At 40.4% G+C, this 16,160-nt stretch carries 16 protein-coding genes and 1 tRNA gene; 15 read left to right on the forward strand and 2 right to left on the reverse strand.

The features are described from left to right. The first annotated feature begins 130 nt into the window (after window positions 1-130). The 6 genes from KTO63_RS15140 to KTO63_RS15165 all read left to right on the forward strand — a co-directional run bounded on the left by KTO63_RS15140 (window position 131) and on the right by KTO63_RS15165 (window position 4,150). Complete coding sequence (locus KTO63_RS15140; protein WP_217792213.1) at window positions 131-754, forward strand: hypothetical protein; 624 nt, start codon at window positions 131-133, stop codon at window positions 752-754. Between the two features lie 144 nt (window positions 755-898). Further along, window positions 899-1,339, forward strand: a complete 441-nt coding sequence (locus tag KTO63_RS15145) for a DoxX family protein (RefSeq protein WP_217792215.1) — start codon at window positions 899-901, stop codon at window positions 1,337-1,339. Between the two features lie 420 nt (window positions 1,340-1,759). After that, on the forward strand, window positions 1,760-2,980 hold the full coding sequence (locus tag KTO63_RS15150) for a sterol desaturase family protein (RefSeq protein ID WP_217792216.1): 1,221 nt from the start codon (window positions 1,760-1,762) through the stop codon (window positions 2,978-2,980). After that, window positions 2,980-3,050, forward strand: a tRNA-Cys gene (locus KTO63_RS15155). The genes KTO63_RS15150 and KTO63_RS15155 overlap by 1 nt, the downstream gene beginning before the upstream one ends. Window positions 3,051-3,184: 134 nt before the next feature. Further along, window positions 3,185-3,355 carry a hypothetical protein gene (locus tag KTO63_RS15160; RefSeq protein ID WP_217792217.1) on the forward strand — a complete coding sequence of 57 codons (171 nt, stop codon included), beginning with the start codon at window positions 3,185-3,187 and terminating at the stop codon, window positions 3,353-3,355. A gap of 216 nt (window positions 3,356-3,571) precedes the next feature. Further along, window positions 3,572-4,150, forward strand: coding sequence for a Crp/Fnr family transcriptional regulator (locus KTO63_RS15165; RefSeq protein WP_232373194.1), 579 nt, complete (start codon window positions 3,572-3,574; stop codon window positions 4,148-4,150). 592 nt (window positions 4,151-4,742) lie between these two features. Here the strand turns inward: KTO63_RS15165 and KTO63_RS15170 are convergent. After that, entirely contained in the window at window positions 4,743-5,843 is a 1,101-nt protein-coding gene (locus KTO63_RS15170; protein WP_217792218.1) for a hypothetical protein, read from the reverse strand. A gap of 172 nt (window positions 5,844-6,015) precedes the next feature. Between KTO63_RS15170 and KTO63_RS15175 the strand changes: the two genes are divergently transcribed. From KTO63_RS15175 to KTO63_RS15210, 8 genes are all read left to right on the forward strand, one after another. Continuing rightward, window positions 6,016-7,113: a DUF695 domain-containing protein gene (locus KTO63_RS15175; RefSeq protein WP_217792219.1), complete on the forward strand. Its 1,098-nt coding sequence runs from the start codon at window positions 6,016-6,018 to the stop codon at window positions 7,111-7,113. Between the two features lie 40 nt (window positions 7,114-7,153). Next, window positions 7,154-7,786: an MgtC/SapB family protein gene (locus KTO63_RS15180; RefSeq protein ID WP_217792220.1), complete on the forward strand. Its 633-nt coding sequence runs from the start codon at window positions 7,154-7,156 to the stop codon at window positions 7,784-7,786. 154 nt (window positions 7,787-7,940) lie between these two features. Beyond that, window positions 7,941-9,281, forward strand: coding sequence for an MATE family efflux transporter (locus KTO63_RS15185; RefSeq protein ID WP_217792221.1), 1,341 nt, complete (start codon window positions 7,941-7,943; stop codon window positions 9,279-9,281). Between the two features lie 163 nt (window positions 9,282-9,444). Further along, window positions 9,445-10,422 carry a c-type cytochrome gene (locus KTO63_RS15190; protein WP_217792222.1) on the forward strand — a complete coding sequence of 326 codons (978 nt, stop codon included), beginning with the start codon at window positions 9,445-9,447 and terminating at the stop codon, window positions 10,420-10,422. A gap of 282 nt (window positions 10,423-10,704) precedes the next feature. Further along, complete coding sequence (locus tag KTO63_RS15195; RefSeq protein ID WP_217792223.1) at window positions 10,705-11,520, forward strand: Cif family virulence factor; 816 nt, start codon at window positions 10,705-10,707, stop codon at window positions 11,518-11,520. A gap of 4 nt (window positions 11,521-11,524) precedes the next feature. After that, a complete protein-coding gene (locus tag KTO63_RS15200; RefSeq protein WP_232373195.1) occupies window positions 11,525-12,079 on the forward strand; it encodes a dihydrofolate reductase family protein in 555 nt (184 codons plus the stop codon). 75 nt (window positions 12,080-12,154) lie between these two features. Continuing rightward, window positions 12,155-13,084, forward strand: a complete 930-nt coding sequence (locus KTO63_RS15205; RefSeq protein WP_217792224.1) for a phytanoyl-CoA dioxygenase family protein — start codon at window positions 12,155-12,157, stop codon at window positions 13,082-13,084. Window positions 13,085-13,205: 121 nt separating this feature from the next. Further along, window positions 13,206-13,727 (forward strand): hypothetical protein, encoded by a 522-nt coding sequence (locus tag KTO63_RS15210; RefSeq protein WP_217792226.1) that lies wholly within the window; start codon window positions 13,206-13,208, stop codon window positions 13,725-13,727. 138 nt (window positions 13,728-13,865) lie between these two features. Here the strand turns inward: KTO63_RS15210 and KTO63_RS15215 are convergent, their stop codons facing one another. Then, a complete protein-coding gene (locus tag KTO63_RS15215; protein WP_217792227.1) occupies window positions 13,866-14,384 on the reverse strand; it encodes an SRPBCC family protein in 519 nt (172 codons plus the stop codon). Window positions 14,385-14,508: 124 nt separating this feature from the next. Here KTO63_RS15215 and pafA point away from each other — a divergent pair, with 124 nt between their 5' ends. Beyond that, entirely contained in the window at window positions 14,509-16,143 is a 1,635-nt protein-coding gene (pafA, locus tag KTO63_RS15220; protein ID WP_217792228.1) for an alkaline phosphatase PafA, read from the forward strand. Window positions 16,144-16,160 lie beyond the last annotated feature (17 nt).

Below are 16,160 nucleotides of genomic sequence, written 5' to 3' on the forward strand. Positions count from 1 at the left end.
CTTTCACTTATAAATTTAAAATAACCTTCCACACAATAAAATATGAAACAAAAAGTTATTACTTTGGCGCAGATTCAAGTCCCGTGTAAAAACAAGTTAAACAATAACCTATTTAAAAACTGTAGTAGCCATGAGCATACTATCCAATATCCTGCCTAAAACTGGCATTAGTTCTTATTATTCCAAAAAGAACTATTACGAACAAAAGATCACCAAGTCGGCAGACGTACAGGAGATCCTCTCGCTTTATAATGATGTTGACGGCGTCATTCAAGTTCAAAACAACATACAGGCTTTTGACATTCCTTTGGGAAGCTCGCTGTCGTATGTACGCAGGCAAATGGGTTCGCCCATACTTGAATACAAATGCGAAATCATCCAGGAAAGAAAGATCCTCATTTACAAAAGCAAATTTTTAAAAACCAAAGTATTTACGCAGTTCCATTTCTACAATAACAAATTGTTTATTGTAGAGAACCACTTTTATACTTTGAACGATGCAGAGCATAAAATCCTGCAAAAAATATTCTCAGAAAAATATAACCTCACGCTGGATCATTCCCGCGATTCATATAAACTAGTGGATACAAAAGGTGATAAATTGATCGTTACCAAAGATATCTACACCAGCATGGTCTACCTGTACAATAACAGAGAGATTATTAATGAATTAGAAGAGCTACATTATAACAAATCACTGAAAAACCTTAACCAGTATCAGATACATCTGTCCGGTTGGTTTAGAAGAATATAAGATTTTTTTTCGGTTTGTCCAAAAACAGGGCCCTTTTTTAAATAGGTTATGGGGGGCCTTGACTTATTAGTAACTTAGTAGAGCCAATTCGCACCTGCGCAAAAGCAGTGATGCGTTATTCTTTAAAAGTTTAATAAGTGGGTTATGGGCATTACTAAAAATATAGATAGTGCAAGCCAATCCCGCAAGTGGGAATGGCTTGTTTTTTTAAGAGTAGCGCTGGGATTGCTCCTTGTTTTTAAAGGCATATCTTTCATAAGTCACGCTCGCGAGCTTGAAAACATGATCGTTAATACGAACCTGAGAAAAATAGATCAGTTTGCGGCATTTTTATCTTTCTACATAACAGTTGCACACTTGCTTGGCGGGGTATTGTTAATTGCCGGTTTGTACACCCGTGTAGCAGCAGCATTGCAAATTCCTATTCTTTTGGGCGCCGTTATATTTGTTAACCGTCCCGGCATTCTATCGGTTGAGCCAGAATTTGTATTATCATCTGTCATTCTTATCCTGCTTATCCTGTTTCTTATTCACGGTGGTGGTGCGTTTTCAATGGATAGATATGTGAAGCGGCACCAGCTGTGACTCCGTCACAGCCAATTTGAAAATTTGAGGATTTGAAAATTTGAAAATTCTTTTTGTGTATCAGTTGCCATTTAAAACTACCAGCGCTTAAAGCTGCCAGTGATAAATAACCAATGGTACACCAGAGCCATTTTCAAATTTTCAAATCCTCAAATTTTCAAATTTTTAAAAAATATTAGTCCACAAATTTTGTGGACTAATATTTTTTAAATAATCTTGCAATATAAATAGCAAATGATGTTACACTCTTCTAAAGCACGATGTATATAAAGTAAGGATGGCTGCCAATCTATTCAGCTTACAGTCCCGCAAAAAATTCAGTTTATTTTTTTCACTGTCAATTCTCTAAAAACCTTTATTGGTCGTTATTACGTCCACCGGATGAGTATTGCCTGAAGCGTTAATTTATATAAGTATCCAATGAAGTTTAACATAATCGCTTTAGCGGTTCCACTATTTATATTCTTTATTCTGCTTGAATTTCTTATTGCAAGAAAAAAGAAACTGGATTATTTCAACCTGCATAATTCAATTGCGAATATCAGCATTGGCATTGCAGAAAGGCTGATGGATGTTTTTGTAGCAGGCCTCTTCTACTATGTGTATGAATACTTACAACAGCGTTTTGCGTTGTTTACCATACGGGCAAATGTGTTGACATGGATTTTGTTGTTGGTGTGTACGGATTTTGTGTGGTACTGGTACCATCGCCTTGCTCACGAGTGGAACATTTTCTGGGCGGTGCATGTGGTACATCACCAGAGTGAAGATTTCAACTATACGGTATCGGCACGTATTACGGTGTTGCAGGCTTTTGTGCGTACGGGTTTCTGGTGCATATTGCCCATAATAGGATTTCCTGCAGGAATGATCACCAGCATACTGATTGTGCATGGTCTGTACCCCTTCTTTATACATACAAGAGTAATTGGCAAACTCGGGTTTCTTGAGTACATATTGGTTACTCCATCGCATCACAGGGTGCATCATGCGAGTAATGAAAAGTATCTTGATAAAAACTACGGCGATGTTTTGATCATCTGGGATAAATTGTTTGGCACATTTCAAGTCGAAGAAGAAGAGCCGCAATACGGACTCACTAAGCCTTTGAAGAGTTTTAGTTTCTTGTGGCAGCATTTTCATTTCTTCATTGAACTATGGATTGCTGTAAAAAAAGAAAAAGGATTTTTCAATAAGATCAGGCTGTTGTTCAAAAAACCAGATGTGATTGATCCAGGGAACAGAGAAATAGCAGAGGAAATTTTTTACATAAAACATTCCGAAGCAACAGTAGACAAGCCTTTGAATAAATATGTGGTTTGGCAAATGATTTCCATAACGGTGCTACTGTTCTTATTCATGGGCTTCGATCATTATGTAAGTGCATTTTACCAGGTAATTATTACAGGTGTTATTATCATCACACTGGTGAACTGTGGGGCCATTATGGAGCAAAAGAAATGGATATTCTATCTTGAGTTTGGTCGGTTATTATTAGTGGCACTGGGTTGTAGCATTATTTACCCTAATCCGTGGCTACTAGTGACTGTAGTAACAATTGCAACGCTTGTAATAGGCTATTTCTACAGTATTGAAAACAAGTATTTACAATGGGTGTACCCAACGCGGAACAATACATGAGTTACGTGGCCGAGTGGTAAGGCAAAGGTTTGCAAGACCTTTCACGGCAGTTCGAACCTGCCCGTAACTGCGGTTTTTCTATGGCAAGCAATCGTTAAGAGCGAGGTGGTGTGTCTACACCGCCTTTTGTTTTTTTGTATCAGACCACAGGCACAATTTTTTATGTGCATGCTGTTTTGCGCAAAAAACCAAAAGCTTAATTGTATGACCATGCAACTAACAAATGTCCCACAAAATCTTGCAGCCTTCAGAACGACTGGTGATTTAACAAGAGACGACTACGAAAATGTTGTTTTCCCTTCTGCAAAAGAACTTCTGCAAAAGACAGGCATCTTAAACTATCTACGACCATCCCTACCGATTCTCACAGATTGAATAAACTTATAGATACCTTCAGTGTTATTACTCCAGGAGAGTTCAGAAGCTTCACGATAAACGAGTTTAATAATGTTGTAAAATGAGCTTCCGGAAACTGGCGGTTTACGATGAATTTCGCTGGTTTCTACCATTTTTTCTTGAGAAACATCACACAAATAGGGTGGACATTTTTAACTGGTCTTTTTAACTTTAAAGTAGGATTAAAATAACCTTATGCCTATTTACATACCTCTTCGAAAACACTTTGAGAAGATTATTCCTCTCACGGATGAAGAATTTGAGTACGTCTCATCTTTTTTCAAGCCAAAGAAATTGCGTAAACATCAATTCCTCGTTCAGGAGGGCGAGCATGTGCAGCATGAGTATTATGTGCTTAAGGGCTGCTTAAAAGCCTATAAACTGGATATAAATGACCGGGAGCACGTGATACAGTTTGCCATGGAAGATTGGTGGATAAGCGATTTCCATGCCTATTTCAACAGGGCGCCTGCGACGTTGTATGTCGATTGCATTGAAGACTGCCTTTTACTTAGTCTGTCTCTTTCCAATCGCGAAAAATTATGCAGAGAAATGCATAAGATGGAGCACTTCTTCCGTATGAAATTAACCGCCTCTTTCGTTGCCTTGCAGCAGCGCATCCTTAACTCCCTGATAAGCTCCACCCAACAACGTTACGACCAACTCATCAGAACCTACCCCGTTTTATTTCAAAGAGTTCCGAAGCAGGATATCGCTTCATATCTTGGCGTAACAAGGGAAACTTTAAGCCGCATAACTCCTTCCGGGAGGTAGTGTGATGAATGTCACATTATCATTTTGACAAATATCCTTTTTTTGTTATAAAAAAGGATGCAGCTTTGTATTGTCAAAAGGAGATGACGTTGCAACCGATTACGAGTTGTATAAAAACTCCTCTGTTTAAAATCCAATGTTAAGTCCAAAATCCAATGTCCAAAATTGAAAAGCAATCCAATGTCCAGTGAGTTTTTTACAATTCGCCTTGCAGAAGCGAAAGCCGCTGTAAAAAACTGCCCCTATCCCATGCCCTTTAATAACTGAATGACTGAATAACTGAATAACTGAATAACTGAATGGTTTAAGGTTGATCAGAATGATTGAATGCAGTTACGCTTCTGTGCGGCAACGCTTCGACAAGCTCAGCGTGACAGCGTAACCAAGGTGTCAGGCTGAGCTTGTCGAAGCCCTCTACGACGATAAACCCGCTTATAGTCTCTCAACCTCTCAGACCTTCAGCCTTCAGTTATTCAATTATTCAGTCATTCAGTTATTAAATAAAAAGACCTGACAAACTTTTGAAGCCTGTCAGGTCTTTCGAAAACCGCACTATTAATTCTTAATTATTAATTATTAATTCCTAATTGAATTACTGATACTGTATATACGCCGGTTGTGGCTTCAGTTTCAGCACATCTGCCGGTTGCATTTCCTGCGCTCTGTTCACTCTCTTCGTATCGTTTTTGTAGAAGATCTTGAAACCGGTGAACTGAACTGGTTCCGCATGGATAAAGTGTTGGTAAGTACCAATCTTACGCGCTGGCTCACCCCATCCGTCCATGTGCATTACCACCTGAACTTCAGGACTTACTTTGATTTGTTTGTAGTTGGTCACCATTGCCTGTGTAAATCTGTGCACTACCAATATTTTTGGAGGCAGGTTGTTTTTCTTCACAAGACTTTGCAGGTAATCTGCTGCGAAGTTGATGTCTGCCGCGTCGAATGTACCAATCACAGAGCCTGGTTTCTTGCCTGTTTTCATAGAGAATTCAGGATCGATACCGAGGTGTACGTTTGGCATTGCTAGGTATTTTTCCAATAAAGGAATTTCAGTTTTCAAGTCGCTGAATGCTACCTGAACGTCCAGGAATACGATGGCATCTGCTTTTGCAGCCATTGCCAGCACCTTATCGATTTGGGCAAAAGGCATGCGCAAACGGTACTTTCCGTCTTTTCCGGCGCTTCCCTGGGCCGTTACAGCTATATAGTGCAAAGCAGGTTGAACGGGCATTGCCGGGTCTGCTGCTTCCCATTTTGCTTTTTCTTTGTTCAGCTTATCCAGCATTTCCTGCTCCGGATATTCGCCGAGGATGCCCATATTTTTCGAATACAGGTTTCCGTAATAAGCGATCACTCTTTTATAAGGTAAAATTGCTCCTGCGTTTGCGAAAGGAGCATTGAACTGCCATCTTTTGGAGGAGTCACCATTGAGCAGGTGCTTCCATTTAGCCTCGTATGCAGCAGTGTCAACAATGGCAACGGAGTCCTTTTTTACAGGCGCCACCACACTGTCGATGTTCTTACTTGTCTCTTTTCCTGCTTCTACTTTAGCCGCTTTACTCTCCGAATATAATTGGCCACAAGATGTTGCCAATACTGGTACGGTGGCAATTAACGCCAATCCAAACACTTTGTTTTTCATGGATACGCCAATATTTTGTAATGCCTCAAGGGTATACTTACGCTGCATAGGACACTGATTCTTTTAATTTTTTTTAAAGAACTGCAAAACTAGAATAATATTGTGCTTTGCATGGTTAAAAAGTCACTTTTTGAGTAATATTTATATATATTTTATCCACATAACTTTTGTGCCGGCATACTTTGTAGAAAAATTTTCAAATTATTAACCTGGGATTGTAATGAGTTTATTGAAGAAGAACTTCAAAAAGAAGGTAACGGCATCTTATGAAAATTTCTGGAACTGGTTCTGTATGAATGAGCAAATGTTCTTTAAAATCGTTGAGACAGGCGATAATATTCAGACTGATTTTTTTGACCAGCTATCTCCTCAATTGGATGAGATCAAGGAAACGATTTATTACGTGGCGGGCATGCATACGTCAGGCATAGCCGAACTGGCATTTGCGGCAGATGGCGAAATTGAAAACATTGTTTTTATTGAAGAATTAGTGGCGGCTGCGCCTACCCTGCCCAACTGGAAGTTTGCTGCGTTAAAACCGGCTGTGCACATAGATGAAATAAATCTGGAAATAAGTGGCTATAAGTTTTCAAAGGAAAAACTGCATTTTTTTCCAAATCAAGATCCTGATTTTCCAGATGAAATTGACGTCACCATTGTGTTTGATGACTTTAACGAGGAGGACAAAACGGCCATTTCAACAGGGGTATATATTTTCATGGACAATTTTTTGGGTGAGTTAAACGCCACCACCACAATAGACTTTTTAACGATTGCGGGAAGGGAATCGTCACAGACGGACCTGATACCCATCGAAAAACTAAAAGATTATCTTATTTGGAGGGAAAAGGAGTTTATTGAAAGATATGAGGAAACATGGCGGGATACAGAAAAAGATGAATATTCCGGTTTGTCTGCCAAGCTTCCCAATGGCCATGAAATGGTGGCTGTGATAAACACCTCGTTAATGAACTGGGACAGCAAGCCTTCGCACCCATGGATACTAACGGTAAAAATTGAATATGATGGCAGGCGACACAACGGTATGCCTGATAAAAAGACCACAGCGATGATTGAAGAACTGGAGGCAGAACTTATTAAAGAGCTGCCGGATTCTGAGGGCTTTTTAAACTTTGGAAATCAAACGGGAGGCAACAAACGCGAGGTTTACTTTGTTTGTAAAGATTTTAGGAAGCCTTCTAAAATTCTTCATTACATGAGCTTAAAGAATGCCGGCAAAATGGATTTATCTTTCGACATTTACAAAGATAAATACTGGCGGACCTTTACACATTTTGTGAACGCTCTTATGCCATAACCTCAAACAAAGTGAACATCACTTCTAAAAAACGACTGTTATGCCCTGGCAAGAAATTTTAGAAAAAGTAGTTTTCGCTATTATTATTGGTGGCGTCATTGGTGCGGAAAGAGAGTACCGTAGTAAATCTGCCGGACTGCGTACAATGGTGCTGATTTGCGTAGGCGCCACTGTTTTCACGATGATGTCCATACTGGTGGGAAGTCCTAACTCACCAGACAGGATCGCTTCCAACATTGTAACAGGCATCGGTTTTGTGGGTGCAGGTGTGATTTACAAAATGGAAAATCGACTGAGTGGCATTACTACCGCGGCTTCTATTTGGGTGACAGCAAGCCTTGGCATGGCCATTGGTGCAGGACATTACTGGATAGCGTGCATCGGCTGTGGTGTTACTATTCTTGTGTTACTCGCTTTCAAATTCATTGATAAATGGATCGACCACAATAATCTCATCCGCGACTACAAGATCGTCTATAACTACGATCCCGAAACCTTCAATCGATTTGATGGATTGTTTAAAGAGTACAAACTGGAGGCGCACAATAAAAAGGTAGCTAAGAGTGGTAACCAGATCAGCGGCTTCTGGAAAGTGCAAGGCTCTAAAGACGCCCACAGAAAGTTTATCAAATGCCTTATACAGGATAATACGGTGATGGAGTTTGAGTATTAGGAATTAGGAGTTAGAAATTAGGAATTAGAAGGTGTAGCATTGTGAAGAAAATGCATACTCTCCTATTTTTGAATTTCTAACAAGTTACCTTCACTCACGAAAACAGCACTCTTAATTTCTAATTCCTAATTTCTAATTTCTAATTCCTGGTTTCATGTCAGATCTTCGCATCGCAATCACCAACCGCCAAATACTGGCAATTGCACTGCCAATCAGCTTTTCCATACTTATTCCCCAGATAAATTTTGTAACGAACAATATTTTCCTGGGAGGTTTAGGTGAAGAGTCGCTGGCAACTGCAGGTGTTACCGGCGTGTACTATCTCATCTTTGCGGTGTTGGGCGCTGGTCTTAACAATGGCTTGCAGGCGCTTATTGCGCGGCGTGCCGGTGAGAACCGTGTGGAGGAAATAGGCAAGCTTTTTACACAAGGCGTTATTGTTTCATTGGGCATTGCAGCCTTCGGCATTTTATTCACCTGGTTTGTGGCACCGTCTATATTACGTGCAGTCATTCACGATGCGGTGTTACATGAAAAAGCAATTTCGTTTTTGCGCATACGCATTTGGGGGCTTCCGTTTTTGTACATATATCAAATGCGGAATGCATTGCTGGTCGGTACCAATCAAAGTAGATATCTTATTGCGGGCACATTGGCAGAAAGCCTTTTCAACATCTTCTTTGACTACGGACTTATCTATGGTAAAATGGGCCTGCCGGAAATCGGCTTTAACGGTGCTGCCATTGCTTCCATCATTGCAGAGTTCATGGGCATGTTTGTGGTGTTTGCTGTAATCCACTACAAAGGCATCAGCCATCAATTGCATTTGTACAAAGGAATGAAGTTTGACAAAACAAACACCAGGCTGCTGCTTGTACAATCATCTCCATTGATTTTTCAATATGCCATCAGCATTATCAGCTGGGAATTTTTCTATATTTTGATTGAGCATCATGGGGCGAGGGACCTTGCTATTTCAAACACGATGCGCAACATCTTTGGCATGTTTGGTGTGTTTACATGGGCATTTGCAGCCACGGCAAATACAATGGTGAGCAACGTGATCGGACAGAATATGCAGGATCGTGTGATGGAGCTTATTCGCAAGATCGTAAAGCTGAGTGCGGGCATTGCGACGATCATTTGCATTCTGCTGAATATTTTTCCGCAGATCTTTTTATCAGTGTTTGGACAGGGAGAAGATTTCGTGCGGGAAGCCATTCCTGTTGTACGCATCGTTTCGCTGGCACTGGTACTGATGTCGTTTGGTACGGTTTGGCTCAATTCCGTTACAGGCACCGGAAATACGAAGATCAACCTTATGATCGAAGTGCTGGCAATTACACTGTATTCGCTGTATGCATGGATAGTTTTAGAGAAATTAAAACTTCCAATTACTTACGGCTGGATGTCTGAGTGGATCTACTGGTCCATCATGTTTACCTGCTCGTTTTTATATATGCGCAGCGGCAGGTGGAAAAACAAAAAAATATAACTATCTTGTTTTCATCGCACTTCTTTTAGCCACAAAACTTTTATACTTTATCCACGAAAAAAAGATTGACTGAAAAAGCAATCCAGTAAATCCTTTGCCCATAAAATCAACAGGGCAAAGTGAAAAACCCCATTTTTAAACAAACCCAAATGCTTTCCTGATTATGAAAAAAGTTCTTAAAGTGCTGGGCATCCTGGTGCTCATTATCATCCTTGGCGTTGTAGGTATTGCCTCTTATGTAAAGATCGGACTGCCTAACGTTGGCCCTGCTTCCGATATTAAAGTAAACTCCACTCCTGAGCTCGTACAACGTGGGGAGTACCTTGCCAATCACGTTTTTGTTTGTATCGATTGCCACAGTACCCGCGACTGGAGCAAACTCTCCGCTCCTATCATCGCCGGCACGCAAGGAAAAGGCGGCGAACAATTTGATCAGACAATGGGATTTCCCGGAAAATATTTTGCAAGAAATATCACTCCGGCAGGCATCGGCAACTGGACCGACGGCGAAATTTTCAGAACCATCACCACGGGCGTTGATAGAAATGGCCAGGCTATTTTTCCGGTAATGCCTTATCACTCCTACGGCAAAATGGATGCGGAGGACATCAAGGCGGTGATCGCTTATTTACGTACGCTTCCGGCAATTGAGAACAAGCCGCCTACCAGTGCTTCCGATTTTCCAATGAACTTTTTAATCAACACAATGCCTGCCAAAGCGGAGCTGACAACCAAGCCTTCTCCGTCTGACAGTGTTGCATATGGTAAATATCTGTTTACCGGAAGTGCCTGCCACGAATGTCATACACCGTTTGATAAAGGAAAATACGATGAGACTTTTGCATTTGCTGGTGGAAGATCATTTCCAATGCCATCGGGAACAATTACTTCAGCAAACATTACTCCCGACAAGGAAACCGGTATTGGTAACTGGACCAGAGAACAGTTCATTGCCAAGTTCAAATTTTATGCAGACAGCGCAAACCAAAACATTGTGCTTAAGCCAACAGATATGCAAACGATCATGCCCTGGACGATGTATGGCGGCATGACGGAAAGCGATTTGTCAAGCATCTATTCGTATATACAAACGGTGACTCCTATTAAGCACGATGTTATAAAGTTCAAGCCAAAGGGCTAAACAAATGGCACACTGATGACACTGATTGGACGGATTTTCACTGATTAATTTCAGAAGATTTCATAAATTAAGCTTTCTTACCGAGGCTTTGACAGGCGCATCTCTTTGCATACTTAGCATGAGAGATGCGTTTGTCGAAGCCTTTTTCGCACATAAACTTTTTAGACACCGCTTAGCACATTTCAGTTCCAGCCAACAATTGCAAATATTAATTTAGACGCATCCAATCCGTGAAAATCCGTCCAATCAGTGTCATCAGTGTGCCAACAAAATAACCCTCTCATGAAGTATCATATCATCATGATCCCGTTAGTGCTAAGCATGTCGTTGCATGCACAAGAAAGCGGAGAATCAATCATACGTGCAGAAAGGGCATTTGCTGCCATGTCAGTAAAACAAGGCATCAACAAGGCCTTTACAGCAAACTTCGATACGAGCTGTGTTGTGTTTGTAAAAGGTAAAGCAGTGAACGGTTATCAATTGTACAGCACTAACGCCGATAAAGGCGGCGTTTTAAATTGGGAGCCGGAATATGTAGGCATTTCGTCTACAAAAGACATCGGTTTTTCTACAGGGCCCTACACTTACAAACAAACTGCAAATGACACCAATGCTGGCCGAGGACAATTTACCACTATCTGGAAACTCAACAAGGACGGCGATTGGAAAGCCATTCTTGACATGGGTGCGTCTTATGGTACAAATGGAGAAAGGGTAACTGCGGTGAAAATATTTACCTCTGATTTTAGTTCAACAAAAGTTGCTAAATCGCAAAGCGCATTGTCGATAGAAAATGATTTCATAAATGAATACAAAAAAATCGGCGTCCTCGCGTTCCATAAACGTGTTACCCGTGAATCCTGGTTCAACAGAAAAAATGATCATCCTTACTATGGTTTGCAAAATGTAAAATCTGCCATCATTTCAATTCCCGATACATTGCAATTCACTCCCATAGCAGGAGAACTCACACAAAATGGTGATTTCGCCTATGTATATGGCAGCGTAACGGTGCACGACAATGTTGAAAATTATTTACGCGTCTGGATACGAAAAGGCAAAGAATGGAAACTAATTTTACAAGTATTAAACTGGTAAAATTATGAGCAAAAGGCAGGTGATGATTTTTATTGCATGCAGCGTTGATGGTTATATAGCCACCAAAGACAATGATATCAGCTGGCTGGACATGGTGGATAGAGAAGGCGAAGACTATGGCTATTTCGATTTCATCAAAAATGTTGACACCGTGCTTCTCGGAAGAAAAACTTATGACAAAGTCTTAACGTTGTCCGACACTTTTTGGCACAAGGATAGAAAAACGATTGTACTCTCCAACTCAAAAACAGGCAGCGATGAAAACGTTACTTTCTTCAACGGGCCGATAACCGAACTCATTGCAGATCTTCAAAAACAAGAAGGCAAAAATATCTTTTGCGACGGCGGCTCGGAGATTATTTTCGAGCTGATGAAACACGATTTGATAGATCGCTTCATCATTTCTGTCATTCCTGTTTTTCTTGGTGATGGCGTTTCTCTTTTTAAACCAGGCAGGCACATACAAAGGCTGGAGCTTAAGCGCAGCATGTCTTTCCCCTCTGGATTAGTGCAGCTGTGGTACGAGAAGATGAATCAAAATAAAGATCTGCTATTATGAGCCATTTTTTCATATTTGTTATTAAATGTTTTTCTGTCTAATTTACTTCCTGCTATTCTATAACCCTTAAGCGATATGATTAAACGACTCAAAGCCTCGTACATGTTGTACAATTTTTTTCACAGGAAAAAACTACAGCACAACGCACGTATTTATAAAAAACTAGGATTGCGGAAATGGTATTTTTCTCCGGTTTGCAATAAAGATTTTGAAAAGGTCGACAGAAATTCAATACCCAAAAGTGACAACATAACGACTGTTGAAAACACACAGTTATTTAATAAACTGGAAGCAGATTCTCAGAAAAGCATTGAGCAATTCGAAACACAAGGCTATGCTATTATCAACTCCTATCTTACCAGCGAAACTGTTGACGCCATTAATAATGAAATCGAAGAGATGCTGAAACAACAGGCTATTGATTTCAAGTATAGAAATAAGATCATGTTTGCCATACACAAGTCAGCGCTTTTGCGAAGTATAGGTGAAGACCCAAGGTTGATCGAATTACTGTCTGCGCTGATTCAGGATAAAATCAAATTATTTCAAAGCATTAATTTTCTTACCGGCAGCGAGCAAAAAACCCATTCAGACAGCATTCACATGACGACCTTTCCGTTGGGTGGATTGCTGGGCGTATGGATAGCTTTGGAAGATATAGAGCTGGACAATGGACCTTTGCATTATTATCCCGGCAGTCATAGTTTACCTTACTATTTGAATGATGACTATGACAACAATGGAAACTTTCTGCTGATCGGTAAAAAAGGTTACACAGAATATGAAAAAATGCTTGAGAAAAAGATTGAAGAACTACATATTAAGAAAAGCGTTTTCACCGCAAAAAAAGGAGATCTCCTGATCTGGCACGCCAATCTTTTACATGGAGGAGAGCCTCATACAAACAAGGCTAAAACCAGGAAGAGCATGGTTTTTCATTACTTTGCAGTTGACCGTATCTGTTACCATGAAATAACGCAAAGACCAGCATTGATGGAATACTAAATTAGCACACAGATTACGCTGATTAAACTGATTCGCACTGATTTTTTCTGCGTATAATCAGCAAGTGATCCGTCAAGGACCCTCAGATAAGAAACAAACTTTAACCCTACCCACATTGTTCATGAAAACGATTATTGCTACCATTTTGCTTTCGCTAAGTTTAGGTATTCTACACGCACAAATTTCTGTAACGAACAATGCAATCACAGGCATTGACCAATTTAACCTGGGAGATACTATTGCTAAGTTTGAGAATGGTTTGCGCCCGATACAATCGCTGGACAAGGGCCACAAAGGTTATCAATATCAACCTGCGTTAAAAAATCCAATAAAAATCGCAGGACTAGAATTTATCACCGTGTTATTGAGTTTTGACAGTACAAACAAACTTAAGATGGTTTCATTCATGAAGTTCTATCATAAGTCTTCCAATTCCACAAAAGATTCAAATAAGGAATACAAAATTCTCACCAGCTATATCACAAATACATTAAATACAAAGGGTGATAAAAAGATTAATATCAAAGGAACGCACCAAATAGGAAGAACGTGGCAGAGAAACACCACCTTCCTTAGTCTTGAGACGGAGGAGAAACCAATCAACAACACGTATGTCGAAATTAGACTTGGGGATAAAAGTTAGCACACAGACGACACTGATGGAACTAATTTGCGCTAATTTTTTTGCACATAAAACGTGCAAACTATTTGTCGAGAAGGTCATCATCAAACAAAAATCTGTGTTAATCTGCTAAATCAGCGTCATCTGCGTGCTCACTTCCTACGAGTTCACCATCTTCTTCAACAGTTCATTCTTATTTCTTAAATCAACACCTCCTTCCAGCACAGATTTCAAATTGGCGAGATAGAACACCCAACCCTCCATACAGCCTACATGAAACAGTGCCTTGCCTCTATCGTCAGTTGGTATGTTGAACTGTTTCAGTTCTATGATAATTTCACCTAATTCCTGTTTAATGGAAACACTTACCTGCATATCGGTTTTGGCGGCTTCACTACAGAATGTAAAACATAGAAAATTTGCCCCATTTGCTTCCACAATTTCGCCGTATTCAACCGTGGTGTCGTCATAGCCGTACCAGTGCCATTTGTAGGCATCTCCGGCGCTGATATTTTCATTTGCAGCAAGAGTGGCGCCCGTAGGCGAAGAAAAGGTTGCCGAACGAAGAAACCATTTCTGAAGGCCCTTTTGCGTTGTCCATGCATCATATGCGGCCTTTTCAGAACATTTAATGTCAATTCGTTTGGTAAAAGTGCTCCAGTCGTAATTGTCAGCCATAACAGCAATTAAATTTTTTCGGGTGTATTTTTACGATAAACTAATACAACCTGTGTTATCATTTTGTTGTGTTTATCTTTGAAGTTGTCACAACTATATCTTTGCCAAAATTTTTTCAAAAAATATGCGTCGTTTAATCTTCTCAGTAGTACTATTGACCGTTGTCTCGGCATCTTTTGCACAACAGGCAGCAAATTCAGTTCCAAGACCCAAACTTGTAGTGGGAATCGTAGTGGACCAAATGCGTTGGGATTATTTGTACCGTTATTATGACCGCTACGAAGCCGGCGGTTTTAAAAGATTATTGAACGATGGATTTTCCTGCGAAAATACTTTCATCAACTATTTACCTTCTTATACTGCTGTCGGTCACACAACGATATATACCGGTGCAGTACCTGCCATCAGTGGCATTACCGGCAACGACTGGACCGAGCAACTTACCGGGAAAAACGTTTACTGCACAGATGATAGTACAGTTACAAGCGTAGGAAATGATTCTGAAGATGGCAAGATGTCTCCAAGAAATTTACTTGTTTCCACCATTACAGATGAGCTACGTTTGGCGACAAACTTCAGATCAAAAGTAGTGGGTGTGTCTTTGAAAGACAGAGCTTCTATTTTACCTGCTGGTCATTTAGCGAATGCTGCTTTCTGGCTGGATGACGCAAGCGGCCACTTTATTTCAAGCTCTTACTACATGAAGGAATTGCCTTCATGGGTGAGCAAATACAATGACAAAAATCGCATTCAGGCGTTGATCAAAAAAGGTTGGAGCACAATGTATCCAATCAAAACATACGTTCAGAGCGATAGTGATGATCAATCTTATGAAGGAAAATTTCCGGGTGAAAAAACATCAACTTTCCCTCACGCGATAGATGATTTTTATAAACAAAAGAAAGGCATTTTCCGCTCAACACCTTTTGGCAATACACTTACACTGGAGTTTGCACAACAGGCAGTTGAAAACTATAAACTCGGACAAGGGGATGTTACAGACTTTTTGACCATTAACTGCGCGTCTACGGACTACGTAGGACATATGTACGGCCCCAACTCGATCGAGGTAGAAGATACTTATCTGCGTCTAGACAAGGACCTTTCCGATTTCTTTAACATGCTCGATCAGAAGCTTGGTAAGGGTCAATATCTTGTATTCCTTTCTGCTGATCACGGCGCTGCACACAACGTTGATTTCATGGCAAAACACAATCTACCTGCGGACACCTGGAATTCAAATCCGTTGAAAGATTCTTTGAATAAAATGCTGGCGACTAAATTCGGTACGCCAAATTTGATCAGATCTATTAAGAACTACCAGGTGAATTTTGATCTTGATAAAATTGATACGCAACAATTGGATTTTGAAAAGATCAAAAAAGAAACCATTGCATATTTGCTCCGCCAGCCAAACATTACACAAGCTATCGATATCGCTGCTGTAGGAAGTTCTTCGACAATTGAACCTCTAAAATCTATGGTGGCAAATGGATATTATTTCAAAAGATGCGGCGCGATACAAATCATTTTAAACCCGGGTTACTACGAAGGCTCTGGCCGCACAGGCACCACGCACGGTACCTGGAACCCTTACGATACGCATATTCCATTGGTTTGGTACGGATGGCACATCAAATCCGGCAAAAGCAATAAACACGCTAACATGACGGATATTGCCCCGACCATTGCGGCATTACTGCAAATTCAGATGCCTAACGGTTGTGTGGGCAATGTGATTGAAGAAATTAAGAATTAAGAATTAGGAATTAAGAA

Source organism: Pinibacter aurantiacus (genome assembly GCF_019130065.1).
In the GTDB taxonomy this organism is placed as follows: Bacteria; Bacteroidota; Bacteroidia; order Chitinophagales; family Chitinophagaceae; genus Pinibacter; species Pinibacter aurantiacus.